The organism is Paenibacillus sp. NFR01 (assembly GCF_900111565.1).
GTDB lineage: Bacteria > Bacillota > Bacilli > Paenibacillales > Paenibacillaceae > Paenibacillus_AQ.
Map to the genome: position 1 here is coordinate 2,179,801 of NZ_FOIK01000001.1, position 26,900 is coordinate 2,206,700.

Below are 26,900 nucleotides of genomic sequence, written 5' to 3' on the forward strand. Positions count from 1 at the left end.
TCCTTTTCGCCTTAATGGATGTACACCGTTACAGGACATAGCATGCCCTTTTTAGGCGAAAAAAGCCGCCGGAATCCGGCAGCCCTCTCCTGCAATTTTTGCTAATGGAGTTCTTATTATACTCCGAACGAAGCCGGATCGCTGCGCCAAGCTTGGAGCAGCGCTACATCCGATTCGGCGATGGTCCCTTTCTCCAGCGCAACCTGAATCAGCGCGGAGTAGTTGGACAAGGTCTGCAGCGGAATCTCTGCTGCGGCGAAGCCTTCTACGGCGCGGTCCAACTCATAGCTGAAGATCGCCAGCACGGCCAGCACTTCGCCGCCGGCCTCCTGCACGGCTTGCGCCGCTTTGATCGAGCTGCCGCCGGTGGAGATCAGGTCTTCGATCACGACGACCTTTTGTCCCGGTGCAATACGGCCTTCGATCTGGTTCTGCTTGCCGTGGCCTTTCGCCTTGTCGCGGATGTACGCCATCGGCAGGTTCAGCTTGTCCGATACCCAGGCGGCATGCGGAATGCCAGCGGTAGCTGTGCCGGCAATAACCTCCGCCTCCGGATATTCCGTGCGGATCAACTCGGCGAACGATTCGGCGATATAGCCGCGCACCTGCGGATACGCCATAGTTAGGCGATTGTCGCAATAGATCGGGGACTTGATGCCCGACGTCCAAGTAAAAGGCTCCTGCGGGCGCAGGGCCACTGCTCCGATCTCCAGCAAATAAGAAGCGACCTGCTCGCTCCGATAGGGTACTGTACTCATGCTTGGCTCATCTCCTCAAGGATAGTAAGCGCGGCGGCGCGCGGATCGGCCGCAGCGGTAATCGGGCGGCCGACTACAAGGTAGTGGCTGCCCTGGCGGATCGCTTGTCCCGGAGTCATCACCCGGGACTGGTCGTCCAGCGAGGCTCCCGCTGGACGGATGCCCGGCGTGACCGTGCGGAACGCCGGTCCGCAGGCCAGGGCAATCGCCGCCGATTCCTGCGGCGAGGCAACCACGCCGTGTAGGCCCGACGCAGCGGCCAGCTTGGCGTAGCGGATCACGGCGTCTTCGACGGCGCCGGGGATGCCGATTTCATCGTTCATGACCTGCTGGCTCGTGCTGGTCAGCTGGGTGACGGCGATAATCAGCGGCAGCTTCAGGGAAGGGTCGGCGGCGATCGCCTTTTCCGCCCCTTCCAGCGCTGCAGCCATCATCGCCGTGCCGCCCGACGCGTGGACGTTGAACATGTCCACGCCTAGGCGCGTAATGCTCTCCGCGCCGCCGCGAACGGTGTTCGGGATGTCGTGCATTTTGACATCCAGGAAGACGGAGTAGCCGCTGTCCTTCAGTTCGCGGACAAAATCCGGACCCGCCGCATAAAACAGCTGCATGCCTACTTTCATGTAGCAAGGGATGCCCTTGAGCTGCTCCATCAATACACGCGCACGGGCGGCGTCGGGATAATCCAGCGGGATCATCAGCCGGCCGGCCATCGCTGCGTCTCCGGAATAGGTTCCGTTCGTTAGAGATTCCATTTGCATGTGCTGCTCCTTTATTGTTCCGTTATTTATGTCCGGGCACAGCGGAACGGTCTGCGCGTATCCGCAAACCGTTCCTGTACTAGCCCTTCGTCCGTTATGTTATTGTCCGACGAACACCGGCATCGACTGCGACGAGAAGTTGATCGTCTGCAGCATTTGCAGCAGCGCCGCGACTGTATCCAGCGAGGTCATGCAGACCACGCCGTTCTCCACCGCCTCGCGGCGGATGCGGAAGCCGTCGCGTTCCGGCGTTTTCCCCTTGGTCAGCGTGTTGAACACGAAGTTCGCCTGGCCGCCGCGGATCAGATCAAGAATCGTCGGTTCACCCTCATCCAGCTTGTTGACATTCATCACGTTCAGGCCGGCTTGTTCCAGCGCCATCGCCGTACCGCCTGTAGCTATGATCTTGTAACCGAGGGCGTGGAAGCCCTTCATCAGTTCAACCGCTTCGGCTTTGTCCTTATCCGCTACCGTCACGATGATAGCGCCGGTGGCCGGAATCTTCATGCCTGCGCCGATCAGGCCTTTATACAGCGCTTTGGCGTACAGCTTGTCGCGGCCCATGACCTCGCCCGTCGATTTCATTTCCGGTCCGAGCGTCGGCTCCACGCGGCGCAGCTTGGCGAAGGAGAAGACCGGTACTTTAACCGATACGTATTCGCTCTCCGGCCAGAGACCTTCCGTGTAGCCTTCTTCGGTCAGCTTGCCGCCGAGGATCACTTTGGTCGCCAGATGCGCCATCGGAATGCCCGTTACTTTGCTCAGGAACGGCACCGTACGCGAGGAACGCGGATTGACTTCGATGACGTACACTTCGTTCTGGTAGATGACGAACTGGATGTTGACCAGGCCGACGGTTTTCAGCTCTTTGGCGATCTTCACGGTGATTTCCGTGATCTTTGCCTTCAGGCCGGCATCGAGATTTTGCGGCGGGTAGACGGCGATCGAGTCGCCGGAGTGAACCCCTGCACGTTCCACATGCTCCATGATGCCCGGGATGACAACCGTTTCGCCGTCGCAGATCGCGTCGACTTCCACTTCCTTGCCCAGCATGTAGCGGTCGATCAGCACCGGATGCTCCGGATTGATCTTCACGGCTTCCACCATGTAGCTCATCAGTTCCGCATCGTTGTACACGATTTCCATCGCGCGTCCGCCCAGGACGTAGGATGGACGGACAAGCACCGGATAACCGAGCGACTGGGCGGTTTCTACCGCCTGGTCGGCGCTGGTTACCGTTTTGCCCTTCGGCTGGGCAATGTGCAGGCGGGCGAGCAGCGCTTCGAACTTCTTGCGGTTTTCCGCTTCGTCGATGCTTGCTAGGCTGGTGCCGAGAATGTTGACGCCCGCAGCTGCCAGCGGAGCGGCAAGGTTGATCGCCGTTTGGCCGCCGAATTGTACGATGACGCCGATCGGCTGCTCCTGTTCGATGACGTTCATGACATCTTCGAAGAAGAGCGGTTCGAAATAGAGACGGTCAGAGGTATTGAAGTCCGTCGAGACCGTTTCCGGGTTATTGTTGATAATGACCGCTTCGTATCCGGCCTTCTGGATCGCCCAGACGGCGTGCACGGTCGAATAGTCGAATTCGATGCCTTGGCCGATCCGGATCGGGCCGGAGCCAAGCACAACCACCTTTTGCTTATCGGATTTAATGACTTCGTTTTCGGTTTCATAAGTCGAGTAATAGTATGGCGTAGATGCCTCGAATTCTGCGGCGCAGGTGTCGACCATCTTGTAGACCGGCTTCAGCCCTTGCGACAAACGCAGCGCGCGGACCTCCGCTTCCTTGGCCTGATTAACCGCCTGGCCTTCGGCACGGATTTCGGCAATCGCCCGATCGGTAAAGCCTTTGCGCTTCGCTTGATACAGCGTCTCTTCCGAGAGGCTGTCTTCGCTGCGCAGCACGTCTTCAAACTTGACCAAATCCTCGATCTTGGACAGGAACCACCAGTCGATCTTGGTGATGTCCTGGATCTCTTGCAGCTCGTAGCCGCGGCGGTACGCTTCGGCGATCAGGAACAGGCGCTCGTCGTCGGCTTTGGCGAGACGGGTACGCAGGACGCTGTCTTCCAGCAGCTCTGCGCCCGGCAGGCGGAAGCGGTGCACGCCGATCTCCAGCGAGCGGATCGCTTTGTGGATCGACTCCTCGAAAGTACGGCCGATGGCCATGACTTCGCCGGTTGCCTTCATTTGCGTGCCCAGCTTGCGGTTCGCTTGCGTGAACTTGTCGAACGGCCAGCGCGGGATTTTGCTGACGATATAATCGAGCGTCGGCTCGAAGCAGGCATACGTCTGGCCGGTAACCGGGTTGACGATTTCGTCGAGCGTGTAGCCAAGCGCGATCTTCGCGGCCATCTTGGCGATCGGATAACCGGTCGCTTTCGAAGCCAGCGCTGAGGAGCGGCTGACGCGCGGATTCACTTCGATGACATAATATTGGTAGCTGTGCGGGTCGAGCGCGAACTGCACGTTGCAGCCGCCTTCGATGTTCAGCGCACGGATGATCTTCAGGGACGCGCTGCGCAGCATTTGATACTCGCGGTCGGAGAGCGTCTGGCTCGGCGCGACGACGATGCTATCGCCGGTATGTACGCCGACCGGATCAAAGTTCTCCATGTTGCAGACGACGATACAGTTGTCGTTGGCGTCGCGCATCACTTCGTATTCGACTTCTTTCATGCCGGCGATGCTCTTCTCGACGAGACACTGGCCGATCGGACTGTAGCGGATACCCGCTTTGACCGTTTCTTTCAGCTCTTCCAGGTTGTCGCAAATACCGCCGCCGGTGCCGCCGAGCGTATACGCCGGACGGACGATGACCGGGAAGCCGATGCTTTGGGCAAATTCCACCGCTTCTTCAACAGTAGTAATAATTTCGCTTTCCGGAACCGGCTGCTCCAGCTCGCGCATCAGTTCGCGGAACAGGTCGCGGTCTTCCGCTTTTTCGATGGATTCCAGCTGGGTTCCGAGCAGCTTCACGTTTTCGGATTTGAGCACGCCTGCGCGGGCCAGCTCCACCGCCATGTTCAGGCCGGTTTGGCCGCCCAGCGTCGGCAAGAGGCCGTCCGGACGCTCCTGGCGGATAATGCCGGTCACGAAATCAAGGGTGATCGGTTCAATATAGACTTTATCGGCCATGTTCGTATCGGTCATGATCGTGGCCGGGTTGCTGTTGATCAGCACAACCTCCACGCCCTCTTCCTTCAAGGCCTGGCAGGCTTGCGTTCCCGCATAGTCGAATTCTGCGGCTTGGCCGATGACGATCGGGCCGGAGCCGATGACGAGAATTTTCTTGAGTTTGTCGTTCTTAGGCATCTTAACGAGCTCCTTTCACGGCTTCAAGCTGTGCTACGGGTTTCGGGGCCGTGATTCTGGCATTCGCCGCAAGCTGGGCCTGGCGCGACAGCACCGGCGTCTTTGCTTTATGGTCGGCGATCATTTGCAGGAAACGGTCGAACAGATAGCTGCTGTCATGCGGTCCCGGTGCCGCTTCCGGATGATATTGCACCGAAAAAGCGGGATAGCGGGTATGTTTCAGACCTTCAACGGTCTTGTCGTTATTGTTGATATGCGTCACTTCCAGCTCGGTTTGTTTCACGGAGTCTTCGTTTACCGTATAACCATGGTTTTGCGAAGTGATGTAGCAGCGTCCGCTCTCCAGCTCCTTCACCGGATGGTTGCCGCCGCGGTGGCCGAATTTCAGCTTTTCGGTGTCCGCGCCGCAAGCCAGGGCGAACAGCTGGTGGCCGAGGCAGATGCCGAAGATCGGATATTCGCCAAGCAGGTCGGCGATCGTTTTAGCGGCGTAAGGCACGTCTTTAGGGTCCCCAGGGCCGTTGGACAACAGAATGCCGTCCGGATTGAGGCGGCGGATCTCGTCGGCGGTGACGTTATGCGGCACGACGACCACGTCGCAGCCGCGGTTGTTCAGCTCGCGCAGAATCCCAGTTTTGGCGCCGTAGTCGACCAGCACGACCCGCTCCTTGAGGCCCGGATTGTTGTAGGCTTTGGCCGTAGAGGTGCGGGCCACCTGATTGCGCAGCTGCTCAATCGTCGTGTCGCCCATCATTTCCATGAGCTCTTCCACGCGTTTGTTCGAAGTGGTCAGAATCGCTTTCATCGTGCCGTAATGGCGGATGATGCGTGTCAGCATCCGGGTGTCGATGTCGCTGATTCCGGGAATGCCATACTCCTTCAGCAGGTCGTCTACGCTGTATTCGGCGCGCCAGTTGCTTGGCACCGTTTCATGACGGCGTACGACAAACCCGTGCACAAACGGGCGCACGGATTCAAAATCGTCACGGGTAATGCCGTAGTTCCCGATCAGCGGATACGTCATCGTGACGATTTGTCCGCAGTACGACGGGTCCGACAGTACCTCCTGATATCCGGTAAACCCCGTGTTAAATACAACCTCGCCTGTCATTTCGCCTTCGGCGCCGAACGCGGTGCCGGTAAACAGCGTGCCGTCCTGAAGCAGCAATCTTGCCTGCATTCCCCTTCACTCCTTCTAGTTTCTGTAGTCTTGTTCTGTCGTTCTATTATAGGGCGTCTTGTTCCGTCCATACGGTTTTGCCGTCCACCCAGGTCATGACCGGCCAGCCTTTCAGCTTCCATCCGGTAAACGGGGTGTTTTTACCCTTGCTGGCGAATGTCGCCGGGTCTACTTCTTTCTCCGTGTCGAGATCGATCAGCGTCAAATCCGCGGTTGCACCGACGGCTAGACTGCCGGCATCCAGCCGGAAAATCCGTGCCGGGTCGGCGGTCATCCGCTGCACAAGCAGCGCCAGATCCCATTTGCCCGTCGCCACGAAGGCGGTGTAGAGCAGCGGGAACGCCGTCTCGAAGCCGACGATGCCGAACGGTGCGAGCAGCATGCCCTTCGCTTTTTCCTCGGCGCTGTGCGGCGCATGGTCGGTTACGATAATGTCGAGCGTACCGTCCAGCAGGCCTTCGATGCAGGCTTCCACATCGCGGCGCGAGCGCAGCGGCGGGTTCATTTTCCAGTTGGCGTCCAGGCCCGGAATATCTTCCTCCGAGAGCAGCAGATGATGCGGACATACCTCCGCGGTCACTTTGATGCCGATTTGCTTCGCCTGGCGGATCAGCCGTACCGATTGCTCGGTGCTGACGTGGCAGACATGATAATGGACGCCCGTCGCTTCCGCGAGCAGAATGTCGCGTCCGACATGGATCGCCTCCGACTCGTTCGGAATGCCCTTCAATCCATGCTTATCGGCAAAAGAGCCTTCGGCCACCGCGCAGCCTTCAACCAGCGAGTTGTCTTCGCAGTGGGCGATCACCGGCATATCGAGGCCTGCCGCAATCTTCATTGCATCCTTCATCATCTGCGCGCTTTGCACGCCGACGCCGTCGTCCGTAAAGCCGATCGCTCCGGCTTCCTTCAGCGCCGTGAAATCGGTCAGCTCCCGGCCAAGCTCGCCCTTCGTGATCGCCGCATACGGCAGCACCTTGACGAGTCCGGCCTCCCGAGCCTTGTCTTTCACAAAGTTAACGACTTCCGGGCTGTCCGTCACCGGACGCGTATTGGGCATGCAGGCGATGGTCGTGAATCCGCCTTTGGCCGCCGAGCGGCTGCCCGTCTCCACCGTTTCCTTGTGCTCGAAGCCCGGCTCCCGCAAATGCACGTGCATGTCGATGAGTCCGGGAATCAGCAGCTTGCCCGCGGCATCGATGATTTCGGCGGCTTCGCCAAGAACTTCAAGCTCGCTTTCAATGGCTGTGATGCGGCCGCCTTCGATGGCGATATGTTTACGCTCAAGCGAACCTTCATTGCTTAGAACGCCGGCATTTTTAATGATTACGGTCATGGCTCTCCTCTTTCCTGCAGGTCTCATCCTGCAAGCTCGTAGTTATTATATAATAAAAATTCATGGTTGTGTATATTTATTATTCTGAATTGAAAAATGATGGTTATGTGCTTCAGTGGGACAAGGCCCGCTCCATGACGGCCATCCGTACCGGAACCCCGTTGCTCATCTGCGGAAAAATGCGCGATTGACTGCTTTCGACCACCGCATCGTCGATTTCGACATTCCGGTTCACCGGTGCCGGATGCATAATGATTGTATTTTTACTGAGGCCCGCAGCGCGTTCCTCGGTCAGTCCGAACTGCTTCCGGTACTCTTCGGCGGACTTCAGAATACCGGTTGCATGACGTTCCAGCTGCACCCGCAGCATCATGACGACATCCGCTTTCAGCGCTTCCTCCATCGAGACGTACGATGCGTGGGCTTCAAGCTCAGGCGCCTTCATATTGTCCGGCGCGCAGAACTGCACGTTGGCGCCCATTTTGCTGAGCCCCCACAGATTGGAGCGTGCTACCCGGCTGTGCATGATGTCGCCGATAATCGATACGGTCAAGCCCTTGAGCTCGCCGAAGGTTTTGCGCATCGTATACATGTCCAGCAGCGCCTGCGTCGGATGCTCGTTGTTGCCGTCGCCGGCGTTGATCAGCGGGATCTGCACCTTCTCGGCCAGCTGCTGCAGCACGCCTGCAGGCTTCAGCCGGACGACGCCAGCGTCGATGCCCATCGATTCCAGTGTGCGTACCGTATCGTAAATCGATTCGCCCTTCTCCACGCTGGAAGCGGCCGCCGAGAAGTTGAGCACCTGCACGCCCAAGCGTTTCTCAGCCATTTCGAAGGAGAAGCGGGTTCGGGTACTGTTCTCGAAGAACATGTTGGCGACAAAATGCGAATTCAGCACCGGCGTCAGCTTGTCCTTCTGGCTCTCCCAGTAAGCCGTTCTGTTCAAAATATCGACGATTTCCGATGGGTCCAGTTCCTTGATTCCCAGTAAGCTGCGCGATTTCACTTTGGTTGCCGTCATTGTCATCGTTCCTCCCGGTTTGAGATGATGTACACTTCGTCTTTGCCGTCGTATTCTTTCAGCGCGACTTCAATTTGCTCATGTCTGGAGGTCGGAACATTTTTGCCGACATAATCGGGGCGGATCGGCAGCTCGCGGTGACCACGGTCGGCCAGTACTGCCAGCTGAATCATCCGCGGCCGGCCGCAATCCATCAGGGCATCCATTGCCGCGCGGATCGTCCGGCCGGTGTACAGCACATCGTCGAACAAAATCACCGTTTTGTCGTGGATGCCGCTGTCCCCCGCAGGCAGCGTCAGGTTGCTGGTTACCACCGCACCTTCCCCGCCGGATTTGCGGTCATCGCGGTAATGCGTGATGTCGAGCTCCCCGTAAGGCGCGGTCGCGCCTTCGATCTCTTTGATGCGCTCGGCAATCCGCTGGGCGAGATACACGCCCCGGGTTCGGATGCCGACGAGCAGGCAATTGTCGATGCCCTTGTTCTTCTCCAGAATTTCATGCGCAATGCGCGAAAGCGCCCGGCGTATTGCCGTTTCGTCCATAATGACATTTTTCTCAGTAACCATCGTTTGACATCCTCCTGGCTGCGCCTGCCTTAATTCCCGGAAAAACCAAAAACTCCTTGCCTGAAACAGGCAAGGAGTGAGTTCCGTTGTTAATCAGAGGACATGTCCGCGCGCATAGAAAAGCCCCCGCCCAGCAGACGGATTCCATCCTAAATGTTCGCGAACCTCGATTCACGTTACCTTGCCAGCCTCACGGGACTGATTTAAAGGCGCATATTCATTTATCAGCATTATGCCAGAAGTTGCGGCAGGTGTCAAATGGGGAAAAATGGAGAGGTGATCTGGTATGATAGGAACGGAGGCGAGTCTCGATATGGAAACGGAATTTCGTACGTACGATAAATGGGACCACCCGTTATGGGCAAGCCTTGAGCCGATCTACCGGGAGGCTTTCCCGAGCGGCGCTAAGCCGGAACATATTTTGCGCGGCATGGTGGAACGCGGCGTCGGCCGTTTGCATGCGGCTTTTCAGGACGGTCAGGCGGTGGCGCTGGCTGTGACCGGCTTCTCAGCAGGCGACAACGGAGACCCGGCCGTGGACAGCAGTAACCTGGCAGAGGACAGCAGCAACCTGGCGGGAGACTGTAGCCCCCCAGCCAGCGACATGCTGATTATCGATTATTTGGCCGTCCGCAAGGATTTACGCGGCAGCGGTCTGGGAACCCGGTTCCTGGAATGGCTCGGGGAATGGGCGAAGCAAACGCATGGCATATCGGGCATCCTGATCGAAGCGGAATCCGGCGATACGCCGGAGCATCTGGAGCGCATCCGCTTTTGGGAGCGCAACGGTTTCGTACTGACGCCATACGTACATCAGTATGTCTGGGTGCCTGAGCCGTATCAGGCGATGCTGCTGCCGCTCGGCGGCGGCATGCCGGAGCTGGCGGACGGCGGCGAAGCGCTGTTCCGGCACATCACTTCGTTTCACGGCCGATCATTCCGGAAGGGATGAGGCTCGCTTTCGCCGGGCTGCCGCCCCTGCCCCTTCAACACACAAAGGAGCTGTCCCCCGCCAAACGCGGCTGCGGGACAGCTCCTTTTTCAACATCAATCAATTAAAATTCGAATTCCACGTCGCTGAGGCGGCGTTTGATCTCTTCAATCACGCGTTTCTCTTCCTCTTCGCCTTTGGCGACGAAGGTGACGGAGAAACGGACGAACGCGCCGGCATCATCCCAAGGCACGGTGGAGATCAGCTTTTCGCGGATCATGAACTGCGAGAAATCTTCGCCGGTTTCGAAACGGCGTCCGCCTTTGATGCCTTTTGGTGCGGCAACGTACAGGAAGAAAGAGCCCTTCGGCTTCTCGGCTTTGAAGCCCAGGCTGTTCAGTGCATCCACGAGCATGCCGTGACGGCGGGAATATTTCTCGGCAATTTTCTCGGTGATCTCCGGATGAGCCAGTCCGAAAGCGGCAGCTTTCTGGATCGCGATGAATTGGCCGGAATCGTTGTTGTCTTTCACGTCGCTGAAAGCCTTCACGATCAGCGGGTTGCCGGCCACAAAGCCGATTCTCCAGCCGGTCATGTTGTAGGACTTGGACAGCGAGTGCAGTTCAACGCCGACATCCTTCGCACCCGGTACGGACAGGAAGCTCAGCGGTTTGGTGCCGTCATAAGTCAGGGCTGCGTAAGGCGCGTCGTGGATGACCACTACGTTGTATTTTTTTGCCCAAGCGACGACTTCGCTGAAGAATTCAGGCGTTGCGCTGGCGCCGGTCGGATTGTTCGGATAGTTCAGGTACAGCAGCTTTGCCTTATGAGCGATCTCTTCCGGGATGGAGTTCAGGTCCGGCAGGAAGTTGTTTTCCTTTTTCAGTTCAACCGAGTACACTTGTCCGCCCAGATATTTGGTGTGGGTGCCCAGCACCGGATAACCCGGAACCGTCATGATCGTGATGTCGCCCGGGTTGATGAAGCAGGACGGCAGCATGGCAAGGGCCGGCTTCGAGCCGATGGAGTGCACAACCTCGTTGACCGGATCGATACCGTCTACGCGAAATACTTCTTTCAGGTAAGCGGCAGCAGCAGCTTTGAATTCAGGAATGCCATTGTCGGCATAACCGCGGTTTTCTTCCTTGGCAGCTTCGGCGGCCAGTTTGGCCACGATGCCTTCGTCGGCCATGTCGTCCGGCTCGCCGACGCCCATGTCGATCAGTTCGATGTTTGGAAAATCAAGCTTAGCCGATGCTTTGGCGCGTTTGATTTTTTCGAATTTGTAGATGTTCGTGTCCTTGCCATAGTTGGAGCCGCCAATGCGGTCGGCAAAATTTTGTTGAATGTACGTTTCCTGGTATTGTTCAATGCTCATGACTTTGTTCTCATCTCCTAATCGTAATCATCCCATGAAATAAATATCGCGCAAAGCGCGGTCCTGCGCCATGGACTATCCTTCACTTCATTTGTACTTATCGGCTGCGCAGATTAAAGAGCACATCTTCCATATCCTGCGGCAGCGGGGCGCTGAACTCCAGATACTCCCCTGTTGAAGGATGCACAAAACCGAGCACGGCCGCATGAAGGGCTTGTCCGTTCATTGTGATGCCTTTGCTGCGTCCATAGACCGGATCGCCGACAAGCGGGTGGCCGATAAATTTCATATGCACCCGGATCTGATGCGTACGTCCCGTTTCGAGCTTCAGCTCCAGCAGCGTCGTATCGCCAAAGCGCTCCAGCACGGTAAAATGGGTCACCGACCGTTTGCTGTTCTTCTCCGTCACCGTATACAGCTTGCGGTCATGCGGATCTCTGCCGATCGGGGCATCGACCGTCCCTTGATCGTGGGACACATTGCCGTGGACGATCGCCAAATAACGGCGGGTCACCGTATGCGCTTTTAGCTGCGCGGCAAGGGATGCATGGCTATGGTCGTTTTTGGCAGCCATGATCAGGCCCGAGGTATCCTTATCGATCCGGTGCACGATACCGGGACGGATCTCACCGTTAATGCCCGAGAGATCTTTGCAATGAAACATCAGCGCGTTCACGAGCGTTCCGGACGGATGACCGGCTGCCGGATGCACGACCATGCCGCGCGGTTTGTTAATGACAATTACGTCGCTGTCCTCATAGGCCACTTCAAGGGAAATGTCCTCTGCAACCAGTTCCGTGGCTTCCGGTTCAGGCACGATGACCGAGATGACATCGCCTTCCGACAGCTTGTAGTTCGCTTTGACCGGACGCCCGTTCACCTGTACATGTCCCCCGGCGATCCACTGCTGCACTTGGGAGCGCGAGACATCCTCTTCCCAGCTCTCCGTAATGTATTTATCAATCCGTTCCTTGGCGTATTCGCCGGTGACGGACCATTCCGTAGCTTCTCTTTCTTCCTCGAGGGCGTAAGCGGATTGCTCCTTGACGTCCTTGTTCAAATCATTCATTCCCTTCTTGTACTTCCTTTGTCTCCTCGACCTGCTTGATCTCTTCCGGCGCTTTGACGTCGCGCAGCGTGTCGAGAATGATCAATGCCACACCGATGACGATGCAGGAATCCGCAACGTTAAAGATCGGGAACGTGTAGCTGCCGAAATTAAACATCAAAAAATCGACCACTTCGCCGTTCAGCATCCGGTCGAGAAAGTTCCCCACGGCGCCTCCAAGCACCAGAGCAAGAGCGGTCGGCAGAAGCTTGCGCGTTTTTCTGGCCTTATTCAAATACCAGACCATGCCTGCAACAACAATCACGGTGATCAGAATAAAAAACCAGCGCTGTCCCTGCAGAATACCGAACGCGGCACCCTGATTCCGGTGGGAGGTAATAATGAAGAAATTGCCGATGACCGGAATTTGCTCCGCAAGCTCCAGGCGGGTCGCAATAATATATTTCGTCCCCTGGTCAAGCAAAAATACGATTAGCGCAATCAGATAGTACACCACAGAAGCTGTCACTCCGTTCTTATTTTTCCCGCGAATAGCGGTGCAAATACTGTGTAAAGACTTGTATATTGTAGCACAGGCTTCAAGAACCCGTCCATTGGCAGGCCGCTTGGTCCCTAACTTAAGAAATTCTGTAATTATAAAATAGCCCCTGGGCGGTCAACCTATCATCATCAGCAAAAGCCGACCGGTAAGCCCTTAGCCGGAGGCCCGAAAGGAGCAATCATCATGAGCCATCTGTCCTCCGACCAACTCGCCGAATTGCGGAAGACGCTGCTGACCCAGCAGCAGGATATTCGCCACAGGCTGCAAAACAACGAGCATTACGGGCTTGAGGATTCGCTGCGCGACATGTCCGGCGAGCTGTCCCCCATCGACAATCACCCCGGAGATACCGCTACCGAGCTGTATCACCGTTCCATGGATATTTCGCTGGCGGAACGGGACGAGCTGGAACTGGACGATATCGATGCCGCACTGCGCGCCATGGACGAAGGCACATATGGCATTTGCGCGGAATGCGGCGCGCCGATACCTGCGGAGCGTCTCGCCGCCGTGCCTGCCACCAGGTTCTGCAAAGCGCATCATCCGACGCAAAATTCACCGTTCACCCGTCCGGTCGAGGAAGAGTTCCTCAGCCCGCCGTTCGGACGAACAAGCATGGATGACCATGAAGAGGCCGCCGGCTTTGACGGCGAAGATGCCTGGCAAATCGTCGAAAGCTGGGGCAGCTCCAATTCTCCGGCAATGGCTGAAGGCCGCAACATTGACTCCTACAACGATATGGAGATTGAGGCGGATGAAACCGAAGGTTTCGTGGAGCCGTGGGAGAACTTCATCGCCACCGACATTTCGGGCAATCATGTGACCGTGGTGCGCGGGACGAGCTACCGCCATTATATGGACGCCGGAGAAGGCGACTATATGCTTGATCCCAACGGTAAAAAAGAGAGGGAATAGCGCGAGCCACTCCCTTTTTTTTGCGGGTATTAGAACGTCTTCAGCTCGAGCTGATGCTGAACGATCCGCACAATATCTGCGATGTAATCGCCGATGATCGGCAAATTCAGTGCGCCCAGCACCTGCAGCACGTAAATAATGGTCGCCGCGAAAAAGGTAAAGCCCAACGCAATCCCGATCCCTCTTGCCAGCCCGGATAAAATGTTCAGCCAGATCAGCCGCCAGGGTGAAAACAGCAATTCCGTGTATTGGGCGATGCGCGACTTTTCCATTTGCTGGGCAAGCTGAAGCGTCAGCCGGTAGGCCGTGCTTCTCTGTTCTTCCTCCGGCAGCGCGTTAAATACATCTACGGAAGGCGCAGGTACCGGCTGCTTCCATGGCAAGATCTCGTGTTTACGCTTGTCTCTGCGCTTCATCCCCATGTTATCCTCCTTCCCGCTCTGTGCCAGCCGTACAGCAAAAGGGTCCGTGCCCGGAAGAACAGGTCTCCCCGGGTACGGACCCTTAAAATTACCGGTAAGCGGCTGCCGCAAAAACGGCGTTGTATCCCGTGATGCTAGTATATGCCGTTTCAGGGAAGGACATGCAGCGGCGGGTCATTAACCGCCGATGTGAATGCCGATTTCTTTGCCGCCGACTTCAACTGTTTCATAGTCGACTGCCCCGTCAAACTCAACCGTGGTAACAAGGACATTTTCGCGCAGCACGTCTTCAAAAGCCTGCACGGCTGCCTTCAGCTCCTCATCCAGCTTGAATATCAGCGCGACGCGTTTCTCAATCGGCAAATCGAGGCGTTTGCGGTAATCCTGCACGGCGCGGACGATATCGCGCACCCAGCCTTCCTGCACGAGCTCCGGAGTGATCTCGGTGTTCAGCGCTACGGTGAGGCCGTAACCCGATGCGGAAGCAAAGCCCGGTTTGGCCTGCTTCTCGATCAGCAGCTCCTCGGCAGTGATCCGCAGTTCTTCCCCATCCGACGACACCAAGGCGACTTCGCCGTCTGTGACTACCTTGCGGGTAGCGTCTGCGTCGAGGCCTTTCAGGAAACCTTGGAGGAAACCGACGTTTTTGCCGTATTTTTTACCGGCGACCTTCAGGTTCAGCTTCAGGGTAAAGTCGACAAAACCGCTGTCGCTATGCTCGACGACGATATGTTTAACGTTGATCTCCTCTTTGATGATCTCCTCATATTCGGCGACATCAAAGTTCTGGTCGATGGACACGATCAGATCGGAGAGCGGCTGGCGTGTCTTGATGCCGGACTCATTGCGGACGTTACGGGCCAGCTCGACGATGCCGCGGGCGCTTTCCATGTCGCGCTCCAGCGCAAGATCGATCAGGCTTTCGTCGCTGACCGGATAATCGGCCAGATGCACGCTGTCTCCGCCGCCGAGATTGGTGAAGATATCTTCGGACAACATCGGCGTAAACGGCGCCATCAGCTTGGCGGTCGTGATCAGTACATGCGTCAGCGTACGATAAGCGTCCAGCTTCTCTTCGCCCAGGCCGCTGCCCCAGAACCGGTCACGGGAACGGCGGATGTACCAGTTGCTCAGCTCATCGACGAAATTCTCGATGGCTTTCGAGGTGTTGACGAAGTCGTTGACCGCCAGGCCTTTATCCACCACCAGAATCAGGCTGTTCAGACGGGACAGAATCCAGCGGTCCAGCTTATGCGCCGATACCTTGAACGGATGCTCGGACGGCTCGTAGCCGTCGATGCCGGCATAGAGCGTAAGGAACGCATGTGTATTGACGAGCGTGTCGACTACCTTGGATTTCGTTTCGCCAACGAGACCGCGGGAGAACCGTTTGTTGTTCCACGGCGCGCTGTCGGCCAGAATGGCCCAACGGAAGGCGTCCGTGCCGTATTCGTTCATGATCTCCCAAGGATCGATGACATTGCCTTTGGATTTGGACATCTTCTGGCCGTTCTCGTCAAGGATATGGCCCGTAGCGATGACCGCCTTGTATGGCGCCACGCCTTTGAACAATGTCGATACCGCCAGCAGGCTGTAGAACCAGCCGCGTGTCTGGTCGATGCCTTCGCAGATCATGTCGGCGGGGAACTGGTCGGTGAGCTGGTCGGCATTCTCAAACGGGTAATGGCTTTGGGCAAAAGGCATCGAACCGCTGTCGAACCACACGTCGATAACCTCCGGCGTCCGCACCATCACGCCGCCTTCGCTGAACGGGCTGCGCAGCTTGATGTTGTCCACGTACGGCTTATGCAGCTCGATATCCTCCGGCACGTCGTCAACCGCCATCGCACGGAGCTCTGCGATGCTGTGCGGCGCAAATTCCTTGCCGGTATCCTGGCAGACCCATACGTTCAGCGGCGTGCCCCAGAAGCGGTTCCGGCTGATGTTCCAGTCGACCAGCTCCTCCAGGAATTTGCCGAATCGGCCCTCGCGCACATGATCCGGGTACCAGTTGATGCCGTTGTTGTTGGCGATCAGCTGATCCTTGATCGAAGTCGTATTGATGAACCAGCTGTCCGTTGCGTAATAGAGCAGCGGCGTATCGCAGCGCCAGCAGAACGGGTAGCTGTGCTCGTATTTTTCCTTACCGTACAGAAGCCCTTTTTCAGACAATACTTTGACGATATCCAGATCGCAGTCCTTCACGAAACGTCCGGTAAAATCGCTCACGGTATCGGTATACTTCCCGGAGGCATCCACCACGTTCACGAAGCTGATGCCGTTCTCGCGGCAGCTCTTATAGTCGTCTTCGCCATGCGCCGGAGCCATGTGTACGATGCCCGTACCGCTCGAATCCGTTACAAAGGACGCGCCGACGATTACATTGTGCTTCTCGGCCTTGATGAAATTGAACGGCGGCGTATACGTTTTGCCGACCAGCTCCGCCCCTTTCAGCGTGGACAGTACGGTGTATTCGCCTTTCAGCACTTCGTCCGTCAGGTTTTTGGCCAGGATGTACACGCCGTCTTCCTGCTGCACGCGCACATAATCCATTCCCGGATTCACGGCCAGCGCCATATGCGCCGGTAAGGTCCAAGGCGTCGTCGTCCAGGCCAGCACATACTCGCCGCTGTCGTCGAGCTTGAACTTGGCCGTCGCACTCAGGTCCTTCACGGTTTTGTAGCCTTGCGCCACTTCATGCGAGCTCAGCGTCGTCTGGCAGCTCGGACAGTAAGGACTTACGCGGTGACCGCGGTACAGGAGACCTTTTTCATGCACGGTCGCCAGGATGTTCCATACGCTTTCGATGTAAGTGTTATCGAGCGTTACATATGGATTGTCGAGGTCGGTCCAGTAGCCGATGGCTTCCGTAAATTCGCGCCACTGCTTCTCGTAGCCGAACACGCTTGCCTTACATTCCTTGATGAATTTCTCTACGCCATACTCCTCGATCTCCTGCTTGTGGGAGATGCCGAGCTTCTTCTGTACGCCCAGCTCGACCGGCAAGCCGTGGGTATCCCAGCCGGCTTTACGTACGACCCGGAAGCCCTTCATCGTCTGATAGCGGCCGATGAAGTCCTTGATCACGCGGCCGAGCACGTGCCCAATATGCGGCGCGCCGTTCGCCGTCGGCGGTCCTTCATAGAACACATAGTTCGGACGGCCTTCGCGGTTCTCGATGGATCTGCGGAACGTATTTTCGTCGCTCCATTTCTTCAAGATGCGGACATCTCTGGCCCGCGCCTTTTCTTTGACATCTACTTTTTGCATGATGGTCAATCCTTTCGCTGGTTTCGTCTTTAAACCCATTTCGATCCCCCTTGGAGCGTCAAGGCCCCGCCAAAACAAATAAACGCCGCTCACCCCAAAAGGGGCGAGACGGCGCTCGCGATACCACCCTAATTCTGCGCCCCGCTTATCCCGTCTTCAAAAGGATACACAAAGGCACAATCTCAGTTCCGCGCGAATGTTGTCTTGCACGGAGCCGGGATAACGTCCGGCCGACGGCTAAACCTACACACGATTGCTCGCTTCGGCTCAGCTTCTAAGGGAAGATCTTCGGATAAGGTTTGAACAACCGGCTCGCAGCAACCGCCGGCTCTCTGGGGATCATGGCCTTATCTTACTTGTCCCGTCATCGAATACATATGAAAGTACACAGATATGTTCTAGTTATAGACAATTTGACGCTAAAAGTCAACATCAACGGTTGAAAATGGACCCTAACGGTAATTTTGGGGCCGAGTAAGTGTCACCGTGACGATGTGCTGTCGGAACCATTTAAACCATCTCCCTAATCCCTCAAGCCTGTACTTTGTACTCGAAAGACCGCTTTTTTGATTCTAACGGACATGAGCGCCGCTATTTAGTTGAAAAGACACTTTTTGAACATCTAACGGACATGAGAGCCGCTATTGGTGACCAAAGTGTCCAAAAAGCGGGCCAAACATAGAAATAAAGGCGCTGGTGTCCGTAAGATTGGGAAATGGACCTATTTCCCGCAAATAAGGGCTCTCAGGTCCGTTAGCCTGCCAGCAGCAAACAAGGAAGCATTGGTTACAGCGGAGAAATCAGCCGGCGTCTCAATGGCAAACAGCTGCCCAGAGGTTAACGTTACACCATGCATAACAACTGGCGAGCGCATTGCGCGACTCAATACCACACAGAGGCCCTTTGGCTGACGATACAGCATGGCAGCAACCGGCGAGCGGAAAGTGCACCTCATTAGCTAACGCGGCCCTTCGCTGACGATACAGCACCGGAATAGCAAACGCCACTAGGGGACAACCGCTTTACGCAACTCGATAGGACTGACTTCTGCAGCAGCATGAGCGGTGGCGGCTACCGCAGCGGCTAGCCTCGCAACAAACAGCAAAAAGCGGGGTGCTCCCCCGCTTTTTGCGACAAACCCTCTATATGGCAAGTCCAGGCCGGACTTTGCTTATCACAACAAATTTTCGCTCGGCTCGCGGCTTTCGAGCGCGTTCCAGTCGTCCGTGGACAACAGCTCCAGCTGGGCTTCGAGCAGGGTGCGGAAGCGCGTGCGATAAATGGACGCCTGCTTACGGAGCTCTTCGGTTTCGATGGCGATTTTGCGCGATTTGGACAACGCTTCGCTGATGATCCGGTCGGCATTTTTCTCCGCCTCTTTAATGATCAGCTGCGATTCCTTCTTGGAGTTGTTCTTGACATCATCGGCCGCTTCCTGAGCGACGAGAATCGTCTTGGACAAGCTTTCTTCAATGTTCACAAAATGATCGAGCCGTTCCTGGAGCGACAATAGCTGATTGCGCAGCTCCTTGTTCTCGCGGATAATGCTCTCGTAATCCTTGATCACCTGATCCAGAAATTCGTTGACCTCGTCTTCATCATAACCACGGATTCTCCGGGAGAACTCCTTGTTATGTATATCGAGCGGCGTTAATGGCATGCTGTGCACCTCCTAGAAAATTCGGGCCTTCCTTTGTCCCTGAAACCGCAGGTAACCGGGATGTATAGAAGAAATTACTGTAAAATCCAATTCTGCCGCAGAAGCTTTGCTTCCCCAGCGTTATTGATTTTCGACAGCTGCGGGTGAATTCCTGCTACAATCTCAGACAAATTTACCGACTTCGACCCGGTAACGGCCTTTTTTCGTCAAACCGCCGATCTCCAGCACCTTGAAACGGCCAAAGCCCTGGATCGAAACGACGTCTCCGCTTTGCAGGGGACTGGAGGGATCCTCCTCCACTTTCCAGTTCACCCGTACGCGTCCTGCCTTGATCGGCGCGAGGATTTTGGCCCGGCTGAGCCGGGTGACATCGGCCGCAATGCCGTCCAGCCGCAGCGATGCGACGGTCAGCTCCATCTTTTCCAGCTTAGAGACGCTGGCCGACAGCGCCGCGATCGGCAAAAGCTCGGTGTGCACCGCCACCCGGTGCACACCGGTCAGATTCGCGTTCAGAAAGCCTGCGATATCCGCAGCAACGACGACATGGCAGCCGTCTTCCCGCACGTGGATATCGCCGATTTTTCCCCGCTTGATGCCCAGGCCCAGGATCGCGCCCATATAATCCCCATGGTCCAGCGTCAAAAACTTCTGCTCGCCGGAAGTAATGGACAGCACCTGGAGCCCCATATCCTCGTCCTCCAGATTACGGTAATCCGGAGCGACCAGCGCCCTTCTCCGTTCGGCATCCGCGAAGCCGCCTTCCCATCGCACCGCGACATCGGGATGACGGTTCACAAGCGTTTGCAAAATATAGCCTTGCCGGGGATCGAGAAATTCCGTCAGCTTACTCTCATGGTATTCGCCCGCGTGGTTGACCCATTCCCAGGCCTTGTCCACAAATGGCCGCTCATCGGGGTGAAAATGCCCGTAAATTTCCGTTTTCATCAATCCGCCCTAAAATACCTTATCGACGAGATACATCAATCCGTTTTTGGCGAAATCCAGCACCAAGAGCGCAATGATCGGAGAAATGTCCAGCGTACCGAACAGTGCCGGAATAATCCGCCGGAACGGCGTCAAATAAGGCTCAACCAGCTTACCGAGCAATTCGCCGATAAAACTCTCCCGCACATTGGGCAGCCAGGACATGAGCACATAGATGAGGATCATGAAGAAGTAGATATTATATAGCATGTAAACAATATAGTTGATTTGGTCGGCCAAGGCCCTGTCACCTCATTCTGTTAAAGTCTTGCTCATCCATTAAAATCTCGGAGATGGACCCTTGAATCTCTACCGTGTCCGGGGTGCACATAAATATATTGCCCCCGATTTTGGAAATTCCTCCGCCTAGGGCGTAAACCGTTCCGCTAAGAAAATCGATGATCTTGATCGCCTGGTCGTTGCGGACCCGCTGCAGATTGATCACGACCGTCCGGTGCGACCGGAGATGATCGGCGATTTCCTGTGCTTCCTCATAGGAACGCGGCTCATAGAGCACGACCTTCACATTTTTTTGCGAATGGATGCTGACGACGTTAGCCCGCTGATTTTTGCGCGTTTCTACAGGGGCCGGCTCGTAGTCCTCTTCCTCACGGGAGATCTGCTCCCGCTCCACAATCTCCTCTTCCTCCTGCAAGCCCAAAAAACTCATAAACCGGTTCATCACGCCCATCAGGCTCCCTCCTCATGACCTACTAATACCGTACCCAGGCGCACCCAGGTGGCTCCTTCCTGTATCGCCACTTCAAAATCATTCGACATTCCCATCGACAGCTCTTGGATAGGCTCAGGCGTCAAAGCAAGGGCATTGAGCTCGTCGCGCAGCTCGCGAAGTCCGCGGAACACCGGGCGCGTTAGCTCGGGATCTTCTTCATGCGGCGCCATCGTCATCAGGCCGACCACCTTAATCCGGTGGAATGCGGAAATCCCGCGCAGAAAATCCGGAACTTCCTCCGGAGACAGACCGAACTTCGTATCCTCGCCGGAAATGTTGACCTGAAGAAACGCTTTGACCTCGATTCCGGCAGCCTCCGCTTTCTTGTGCAGCTCTTTGGCCAGGGATATACGGTCGAGCGAGTGTATATATGCAAATTTTCCGAGAACGTCCTTTACCTTATTGGTCTGCAAATGCCCGATGAAATGCCAGGTCCCCTGGTTGCCGAGAGCCTTCCATTTCGGTTCTGCATCCTGCCAGCGGCTTTCGGCAACATGCTCAAGCCCGGCCTCCAGCACGGCGGACATCGTGTCGAGCGAAACGTATTTCGTTACCGCGATCACGTTGACCCCGTCTACATCCCTGCCGCTCGCCGCGCAGGCCCGCGCAACACGCGCCTCAACATCGGCAATTCTCTCCTGCAGTGTCAAAGCCAAACGTCAACTCTCCTTTATTCCGATCCAGCTCGCCATGCGCCCCGTAACCCCATTCTCCTTACGGTAGGAGAAAAACAAATCCGGGTTACAGCTTGTACACCAACTTGTACATTCGATATGAGTCGGCAAAATTCCTGCTTTTATCATAATGCGTCGATTCATTTCTTTCAAGTTCAGCAGCCGCTTGCCTGCACCGCCCGGACTTGCCGAATGCAGCGCCGGCGCCTCTTCTCCTGCAGAGGGCAGTTCCAGTTCGAGTCTGCGGATATGCTCCATCACATAATCGTCCACTTCGTAGCAGCAATCTCCGATCGACGGTCCGATGGCGCAGCGGATATTTCCGGGCTTGCTGCCGAACGCGCTCCCCATCGTCTGGACCATTTCCGACGCGATCTCGGCTACCGTACCTTTCCAGCCCGCGTGAGCCAGCCCGACCGCCTGCACTTGCGGATCATAAAAGTAAAGCGGCACGCAATCGGCATAAAAGGAGGTCAGCAGCACGCCCGGCACGTTGGTCGCCAAGCCGTCCGTCGCCGCAAACGCCGACTCCCGCTCCAGCCTGCCGCGCCCGCGGTCTTCTTCCGTCACCACGGCAATCGTTTTGCCGTGCGTCTGCTCGCCGCTCGTCCACGACTCAAAAGGGAACCCGAGCGCCTGCGCTAACGCCTCCCGGTTGCGCTGTACCGACTCCGGCTTGTCGCCGACATGCAGCGCGCAGTTAAAACTGGCGTACGGCGCTTCGCCGACTCCGCCCTGCCTGGAGGTAAACCCGACGGTAATCTGCCGGTGCGCCAGCCTCCAAGGCGTAAGTTCCAGCATAAACGGATATGCCGGATGCACAACAAACGGTTCCATGATCTTCACCTCGTGTTCAGTGTAGCATAAAAACGGACCTTAAAGAAAAAGACGCACTTGTTTAATAAGTGCGCCGTTCGCTGCGGTCCGCCCGCTCCAGATACATCGTCTCCCGGTCCTCCTGGGCCTGGGACATCCGCGACTCCTCCAGCTTGACGAGCACGACATCCGCTCCGATCTTGACGATGTTGCGCCATGGAATGATCAAGTCGGCGCCGCCGCCGAACAAGCCCATGAACCGCGTGTAGCCGGGGACGACGATCGAATCGATCACGCCGCGGCGCAGATCAAGCTCCAGATCGCTGATCTGGCCCAGCCGTTTGCCGTCGATAATGTTGATGACATCTTTGGTTTGAAAATCGGAAATTTTCATCTTTCTGGCGTTGCCGACGGGTTCCTCGTTCACTTCATCACCCCTGTACATTAAGGCCTATGGTCCAGTATATGTCGCCTTGGCCTGGCCGCATGCACGAAATTCCTGTCCATAACTGCAAAGGGGCATCCCGTCCGGCGGTTGTTGCCGCCTTTTGGGATACCCCCGTTTTTCTCATCGTCAGATTAGGACTTTACGTGCTTCTGCATTTGCTGGATCGCCGATTTCTCCAGCCTTGACACCTGGGCCTGGGAAATACCGATTTCGTCGGCGACCTCCATTTGCGTTTTGCCCTCGAAAAACCGCATCGACAGGATCCTCTTTTCCCGCTGGCCGAGCCGCTGCATCGCTTCGCGCAAAGCGATTTCCTCGATCCACGAGACATCCTTGTTCTTGTCGTCGCTGATCTGATCCATCACGTAGATCGGATCGCCGCCGTCATGGTAGATCGGCTCAAACAGCGAAACCGGATCCTGGATGGCATCCAGGGCAAACACGACGTCTTCTTTGGGTACGCCGAGCGCCTGCGAAATTTCGAAGATCGTCGGCTCGCGCGAATTCTGATTCGTCAGACTGTCGCGTACCTGCAGGGCTTTATAGGCGATATCCCGGAGCGAACGGGAGACCCGGATCGGGTTGTTGTCCCGCAGGTACCGGCGGATTTCGCCGATAATCATCGGAACCGCATAGGTGGAGAAACGGACATTTTGCGAAAGATCAAAATTATCGATGGCCTTCATCAGTCCGATGCAGCCGACCTGGAACAGGTCGTCCACAAATTCCCCCCGGTTATTGAAACGCTGAATAACGCTAAGAACAAGTCTAAGGTTACCATTTACCAATTTCTCTCTGGCGGATCGTTCGCCCTTCTGCTGCAGCGATGTGAACAGCTCGCGCATTTCCGCGTTCGTCAGAACGGGCAGCTTGGATGTGTCCACGCCGCAAATCTCGACTTTGTTACGGGTCATGATGATATACCTCCCAAGGAGAAACATTAATGTACATTATCTCCCCGGCCCGGCATTTTATTCCTCGCAGATGACCCTTAAACCATCTTGTTGAACTCCTTGCGCAGCCGCTTGATGATCCGTTTCTCCAGCCGCGAGATGTATGATTGGGAGATACCGAGCAGATCGGCGACATCCTTTTGCGTCTTTTCCTCCCCGCCGCGAAGCCCGAAACGCAGCTCCATAATGAGCCGTTCGCGTTCGCTGAGCTTCTCCAGCGCCTTTTGCAGCAGCTTGCGATCCACCTGCTCCTCGATGCCACGGTAAATGGTATCGTTCTCTGTCCCGAGCACATCGGACAGCAGCAGCTCGTTGCCGTCCCAGTCGATGTTCAGCGGCTCGTCGAACGACACTTCGCTCCGCGTCTTACTGTTGCGCCGCAGGTACATCAAAATCTCGTTCTCGATGCAGCGCGAAGCGTAGGTGGCCAGTTTGATTTTTTTATCCGGGTCAAAGGTGTTGACCGCCTTGATGAGGCCAATGGCTCCGATGGATACCAGGTCCTCGATGTTAATGCCCGTGTTTTCAAATTTGCGGGCGATGTACACGACAAGACGCAGATTCCGTTCGATCAGCATGGCCCGGACCGCCGCGTCGCCGCTGGACAGCCGCTGAAGCAGGTATTCTTCCTCTTCCCGCGTAAGCGGCGGAGGGAGCGCCTCGCTGCCGCCGATATAATAGATTTCCTGGCTTTTCAAGCCTAGCAGAAAAAGAACGCGGTAATACTGCAGCTGAAGCGAAATCTTCCATTTGATCATTATTGTTCCTCCTTCAAGTATAAGCCTCGCCGGTTGATCCAAGATGGACCTGCATCAGGCCATAGCCGCGTGTTTTTCGCCCGCTTCACTCTGAATCAACTCGGGATGAATGATCGCCCGGTATGCGCCGTCGCCCGACAACGTGCCGCCGTCGAGTCCGATGAGCACTCTTTTCCCGGTAAAACACTCGTCCCCGAGCCTGATCTCCACCATGTCGGGCTTCAGGGCAAGCATAAATGCCGAGCCGCGGTTGACGCCCCGGTAAGGCACCAGCCGCAGCCGGTCCTGCCACGCAAACGACTGCCCGTCCGTCTCCAGAAGCAGCTTATCCGCCCCTGTCTGCGTCAGCTTCCCTTTCCACGTAGCTGGCAGATGCCCTTCCCAGAGCGAAGCCTCCATCACCATGACGGGAATCCGCGTGAGCGGGTCGCAGAGCCGGTTGCCGGTGTCCACTAGACCCGGGCAGACGATGCGCACTCCGTCAATCTGTACGGTTACCTCGGCGATAAAGGCATCAAGTCGCTCGCGCCGCTGACGCGAAGTGTGGACAAGCTTAAAAACAAGCAGTACCCCCGGCAGCAACGCAAGCACGAACCAGAAGCCGATCTTCAGCCGGTATGCTTGGCCGCCCGAGGACGTAAACAGAATGCCGTTCCAGATGTCGCTAGAGCTCTGCAGTAAATAATGCACGCCGACGATCCCGCCGGCCGCCGCAAAGTTCACAATATAAAAAGCGCCAAGCGCCCGCAGATAGCTTTGCAGACTGCGAAAGCCGAAAGCGATCCACAGCATAATCAGCGACAAACCGAATTTGACCAAAAAGGTATACAGAAAAGACAACTCCGGGACAAACATCATCACCACATACATAGCGCCGACGAATGCCGAGAGAACCAGACGCCACCACGAGACCTTGATCTTGACCAGCCAGGCGCTGAGCCATAACAGGATTCCGTCGATCACGAGGTTAGCTGCAAAGATGAGATCAATATAAACGACCAGCGGATTCACCTGCCTTAAAGCCCTCATTCTGTCCGAGCGGCTTTAGCCCGGCTCTCTTTGTTTTGGACGATATGATTAGTATAAAAAGCCCCGACTTCAAAGTCTGTCTAAATCTGGATGCCGTTCTTGCGTTTTTTTGTCGAGTTCTAGGCGGGGAATGTTCCGTCACAACAAAAAAACACCGTATCTGCAGGCAGACACGGTGTTCGGGTACGAAATGCTTATATTTACTCTTTGAAAGAGTATTAATCGTTGTTACCGCGCGTACGGTTGCGCAGGAAGGTCGGAATGTCCAGCTGATCCGAGGAAGGCTGGTTTCCGAACGGCCGGAGATTGGCATTCTTGTCCGGCGCCGGTTCGCTATTGCTGGTGGCCGGGCGGCGGGTTTGCGCAGCAGCCGGAGAAATCTTGTTCTCAAAGCCGGTGGCGATGACAGTTACCTTGATTTCGTCCTTCATGCTTTCCTCAATGATTGCACCGAAAATCATGTTAACCTCCGGATCGGAGGCGGAAGTTACGATCTCTGCGGCTTCGTTGACCTCATACAGCGAGAGGTTCGAGCCGCCGGTAATGTTCATGATTACGCCGCGCGCCCCTTCGATCGACGTTTCGAGCAGCGGGCTCATAATCGCCTTGCGCGCAGCTTCGGAAGCGCGGTTCTCGCCAGTCGCGATGCCGATGCCCATAAGCGCGGAGCCGCGCTCGGTCATGATCGTCTTCACGTCGGCAAAGTCAAGGTTGATCAAGCCAGGTACGGCGATCAAATCGGAGATGCCCTGTACCGCCTGACGGAGAACGTTGTCCGCTTCGCGGAAGGCTTCCAGCATCGGCGTCTTTTTGTCGACGATCTCAAGCAGCCGGTCATTCGGAATGACGATTAGCGTATCGACCTTTTCTTTGAGCGCTTCAATGCCGAGATCGGCCTGGTTGGAGCGCTTTCTGCCTTCAAAAGTAAACGGGCGGGTCACAACGCCTACCGTGAGCGCTCCGCATTCTCTGGCAATTTCAGCGATAACCGGAGCAGCGCCGGTACCGGTGCCGCCGCCCATTCCCGCCGTAACAAATACCATGTCGGCACCTTTAAGCGTATTCGAGATCAGATCGCGGGATTCTTCCGCTGCTTTCTTGCCGACCTCCGGATTGGCTCCGGCGCCAAGTCCGCGGGTAAGCTTGTCCCCGATCTGCAGTTTATGCTCGGATTTGGCCATATGCAGCGCTTGGGCATCCGTATTAACCGTGATGAATTCAACACCCTGAACGCCATTTTCAATCATCCGGTTGACGGCATTGCTTCCGCCGCCGCCGACGCCGATGACCTTAATCTGCGCCAAGCTCTCCATTTCAAAATCAAACTCCAACATATTGTTCCATCTCCCCCTAGAATAGTGCTTGGATGGCCGGTCCAA

25 protein-coding genes and 1 other annotated feature are annotated in these 26,900 nt (G+C 56.3%); of the genes, 2 read left to right on the plus strand and 23 right to left on the minus strand.

Annotated elements, in window-relative coordinates:
• Positions 1-116: 116 nt before the first annotated feature.
• The 7 genes from pyrE to pyrR form a co-directional block, all read right to left on the minus strand.
• Positions 117-758, minus strand: coding sequence for an orotate phosphoribosyltransferase (gene pyrE / locus BMW84_RS10105; protein ID WP_091067317.1), 642 nt, complete (start codon positions 756-758; stop codon positions 117-119).
• Complete coding sequence (pyrF, locus tag BMW84_RS10110) at positions 755-1,513, minus strand: orotidine-5'-phosphate decarboxylase (protein WP_175498728.1); 759 nt, start codon at positions 1,511-1,513, stop codon at positions 755-757. The genes pyrE and pyrF overlap by 4 nt, the downstream gene beginning before the upstream one ends.
• Before the next feature lie 105 nt (positions 1,514-1,618).
• A complete protein-coding gene (gene carB, locus BMW84_RS10115) occupies positions 1,619-4,837 on the minus strand; it encodes a carbamoyl-phosphate synthase large subunit (protein WP_091067320.1) in 3,219 nt (1,072 codons plus the stop codon).
• A 1-nt stretch (position 4,838) separates the two neighbouring features.
• A complete protein-coding gene (carA, locus tag BMW84_RS10120; protein WP_091067323.1) occupies positions 4,839-6,017 on the minus strand; it encodes a glutamine-hydrolyzing carbamoyl-phosphate synthase small subunit in 1,179 nt (392 codons plus the stop codon).
• A 46-nt stretch (positions 6,018-6,063) separates the two neighbouring features.
• A complete protein-coding gene (locus BMW84_RS10125) occupies positions 6,064-7,353 on the minus strand; it encodes a dihydroorotase (protein WP_091067325.1) in 1,290 nt (429 codons plus the stop codon).
• Between the two features lie 112 nt (positions 7,354-7,465).
• On the minus strand, positions 7,466-8,380 hold the full coding sequence (locus tag BMW84_RS10130; RefSeq protein WP_091067328.1) for an aspartate carbamoyltransferase catalytic subunit: 915 nt from the start codon (positions 8,378-8,380) through the stop codon (positions 7,466-7,468).
• Positions 8,377-8,940 (minus strand): bifunctional pyr operon transcriptional regulator/uracil phosphoribosyltransferase PyrR, encoded by a 564-nt coding sequence (pyrR, locus tag BMW84_RS10135; protein ID WP_091067331.1) that lies wholly within the window; start codon positions 8,938-8,940, stop codon positions 8,377-8,379. Before pyrR ends, BMW84_RS10130 begins: the two co-directional genes overlap by 4 nt.
• Positions 8,941-9,253: 313 nt before the next feature.
• On the opposite strand from pyrR, the gene BMW84_RS10140 reads away from it, so the two are divergent.
• On the plus strand, positions 9,254-9,892 hold the full coding sequence (locus BMW84_RS10140; RefSeq protein WP_091067333.1) for a GNAT family N-acetyltransferase: 639 nt from the start codon (positions 9,254-9,256) through the stop codon (positions 9,890-9,892).
• A gap of 103 nt (positions 9,893-9,995) precedes the next feature.
• Here the strand turns inward: BMW84_RS10140 and BMW84_RS10145 are convergent, their stop codons facing one another.
• From BMW84_RS10145 to lspA, 3 genes are all read right to left on the minus strand, one after another.
• Entirely contained in the window at positions 9,996-11,249 is a 1,254-nt protein-coding gene (locus BMW84_RS10145) for an LL-diaminopimelate aminotransferase (protein ID WP_091067335.1), read from the minus strand.
• Between the two features lie 97 nt (positions 11,250-11,346).
• The gene (locus tag BMW84_RS10150; protein WP_091067337.1) at positions 11,347-12,318 is read right to left on the minus strand and encodes an RluA family pseudouridine synthase; all 972 of its coding nucleotides are present in this window, start codon (positions 12,316-12,318) and stop codon (positions 11,347-11,349) included.
• Positions 12,311-12,814: a signal peptidase II gene (gene lspA, locus BMW84_RS10155; protein WP_091067340.1), complete on the minus strand. Its 504-nt coding sequence runs from the start codon at positions 12,812-12,814 to the stop codon at positions 12,311-12,313. The genes BMW84_RS10150 and lspA overlap by 8 nt, the downstream gene beginning before the upstream one ends.
• Positions 12,815-13,042: 228 nt before the next feature.
• Here lspA and BMW84_RS10160 point away from each other — a divergent pair, with 228 nt between their 5' ends.
• The gene (locus BMW84_RS10160) at positions 13,043-13,774 is read left to right on the plus strand and encodes a TraR/DksA C4-type zinc finger protein (RefSeq protein WP_091067343.1); all 732 of its coding nucleotides are present in this window, start codon (positions 13,043-13,045) and stop codon (positions 13,772-13,774) included.
• A 29-nt stretch (positions 13,775-13,803) separates the two neighbouring features.
• On the opposite strand, the gene BMW84_RS10165 is transcribed toward BMW84_RS10160, so the two are convergent.
• The 13 genes from BMW84_RS10165 to ftsZ form a co-directional block, all read right to left on the minus strand.
• Positions 13,804-14,190 (minus strand): DUF5665 domain-containing protein, encoded by a 387-nt coding sequence (locus BMW84_RS10165; protein ID WP_254772914.1) that lies wholly within the window; start codon positions 14,188-14,190, stop codon positions 13,804-13,806.
• A gap of 183 nt (positions 14,191-14,373) precedes the next feature.
• Positions 14,374-17,466, minus strand: a complete 3,093-nt coding sequence (gene ileS / locus BMW84_RS10170) for an isoleucine--tRNA ligase (protein WP_091068248.1) — start codon at positions 17,464-17,466, stop codon at positions 14,374-14,376.
• 96 nt (positions 17,467-17,562) lie between these two features.
• Positions 17,563-17,843: a binding site (T-box leader), on the minus strand.
• Positions 17,844-18,640: 797 nt separating this feature from the next.
• On the minus strand, positions 18,641-19,126 hold the full coding sequence (locus BMW84_RS10175) for a DivIVA domain-containing protein (RefSeq protein WP_091067345.1): 486 nt from the start codon (positions 19,124-19,126) through the stop codon (positions 18,641-18,643).
• A 162-nt stretch (positions 19,127-19,288) separates the two neighbouring features.
• Positions 19,289-20,071: a YlmH family RNA-binding protein gene (locus BMW84_RS10180; protein WP_091067347.1), complete on the minus strand. Its 783-nt coding sequence runs from the start codon at positions 20,069-20,071 to the stop codon at positions 19,289-19,291.
• 9 nt (positions 20,072-20,080) lie between these two features.
• Positions 20,081-20,320, minus strand: coding sequence for a YggT family protein (locus BMW84_RS10185; protein WP_091068251.1), 240 nt, complete (start codon positions 20,318-20,320; stop codon positions 20,081-20,083).
• A 37-nt stretch (positions 20,321-20,357) separates the two neighbouring features.
• Positions 20,358-20,801 carry a cell division protein SepF gene (locus BMW84_RS10190; protein WP_091067349.1) on the minus strand — a complete coding sequence of 148 codons (444 nt, stop codon included), beginning with the start codon at positions 20,799-20,801 and terminating at the stop codon, positions 20,358-20,360.
• On the minus strand, positions 20,801-21,493 hold the full coding sequence (locus BMW84_RS10195; protein ID WP_091068254.1) for a YggS family pyridoxal phosphate-dependent enzyme: 693 nt from the start codon (positions 21,491-21,493) through the stop codon (positions 20,801-20,803). The genes BMW84_RS10190 and BMW84_RS10195 overlap by 1 nt, the downstream gene beginning before the upstream one ends.
• 9 nt (positions 21,494-21,502) lie before the next feature.
• Positions 21,503-22,318: a peptidoglycan editing factor PgeF gene (gene pgeF, locus BMW84_RS10200; protein ID WP_254772953.1), complete on the minus strand. Its 816-nt coding sequence runs from the start codon at positions 22,316-22,318 to the stop codon at positions 21,503-21,505.
• Positions 22,319-22,415: 97 nt separating this feature from the next.
• On the minus strand, positions 22,416-22,727 hold the full coding sequence (locus BMW84_RS10205; protein ID WP_091068255.1) for a YlmC/YmxH family sporulation protein: 312 nt from the start codon (positions 22,725-22,727) through the stop codon (positions 22,416-22,418).
• 185 nt (positions 22,728-22,912) lie between these two features.
• The gene (gene sigG, locus BMW84_RS10210) at positions 22,913-23,695 is read right to left on the minus strand and encodes an RNA polymerase sporulation sigma factor SigG (RefSeq protein WP_091067353.1); all 783 of its coding nucleotides are present in this window, start codon (positions 23,693-23,695) and stop codon (positions 22,913-22,915) included.
• A gap of 77 nt (positions 23,696-23,772) precedes the next feature.
• A complete protein-coding gene (sigE, locus tag BMW84_RS10215) occupies positions 23,773-24,495 on the minus strand; it encodes an RNA polymerase sporulation sigma factor SigE (protein WP_091068258.1) in 723 nt (240 codons plus the stop codon).
• A 51-nt stretch (positions 24,496-24,546) separates the two neighbouring features.
• Positions 24,547-25,503 (minus strand): sigma-E processing peptidase SpoIIGA, encoded by a 957-nt coding sequence (gene spoIIGA, locus BMW84_RS10220; protein WP_175498729.1) that lies wholly within the window; start codon positions 25,501-25,503, stop codon positions 24,547-24,549.
• Between the two features lie 236 nt (positions 25,504-25,739).
• The gene (gene ftsZ / locus BMW84_RS10225; RefSeq protein ID WP_091067356.1) at positions 25,740-26,855 is read right to left on the minus strand and encodes a cell division protein FtsZ; all 1,116 of its coding nucleotides are present in this window, start codon (positions 26,853-26,855) and stop codon (positions 25,740-25,742) included.
• Positions 26,856-26,900 lie beyond the last annotated feature (45 nt).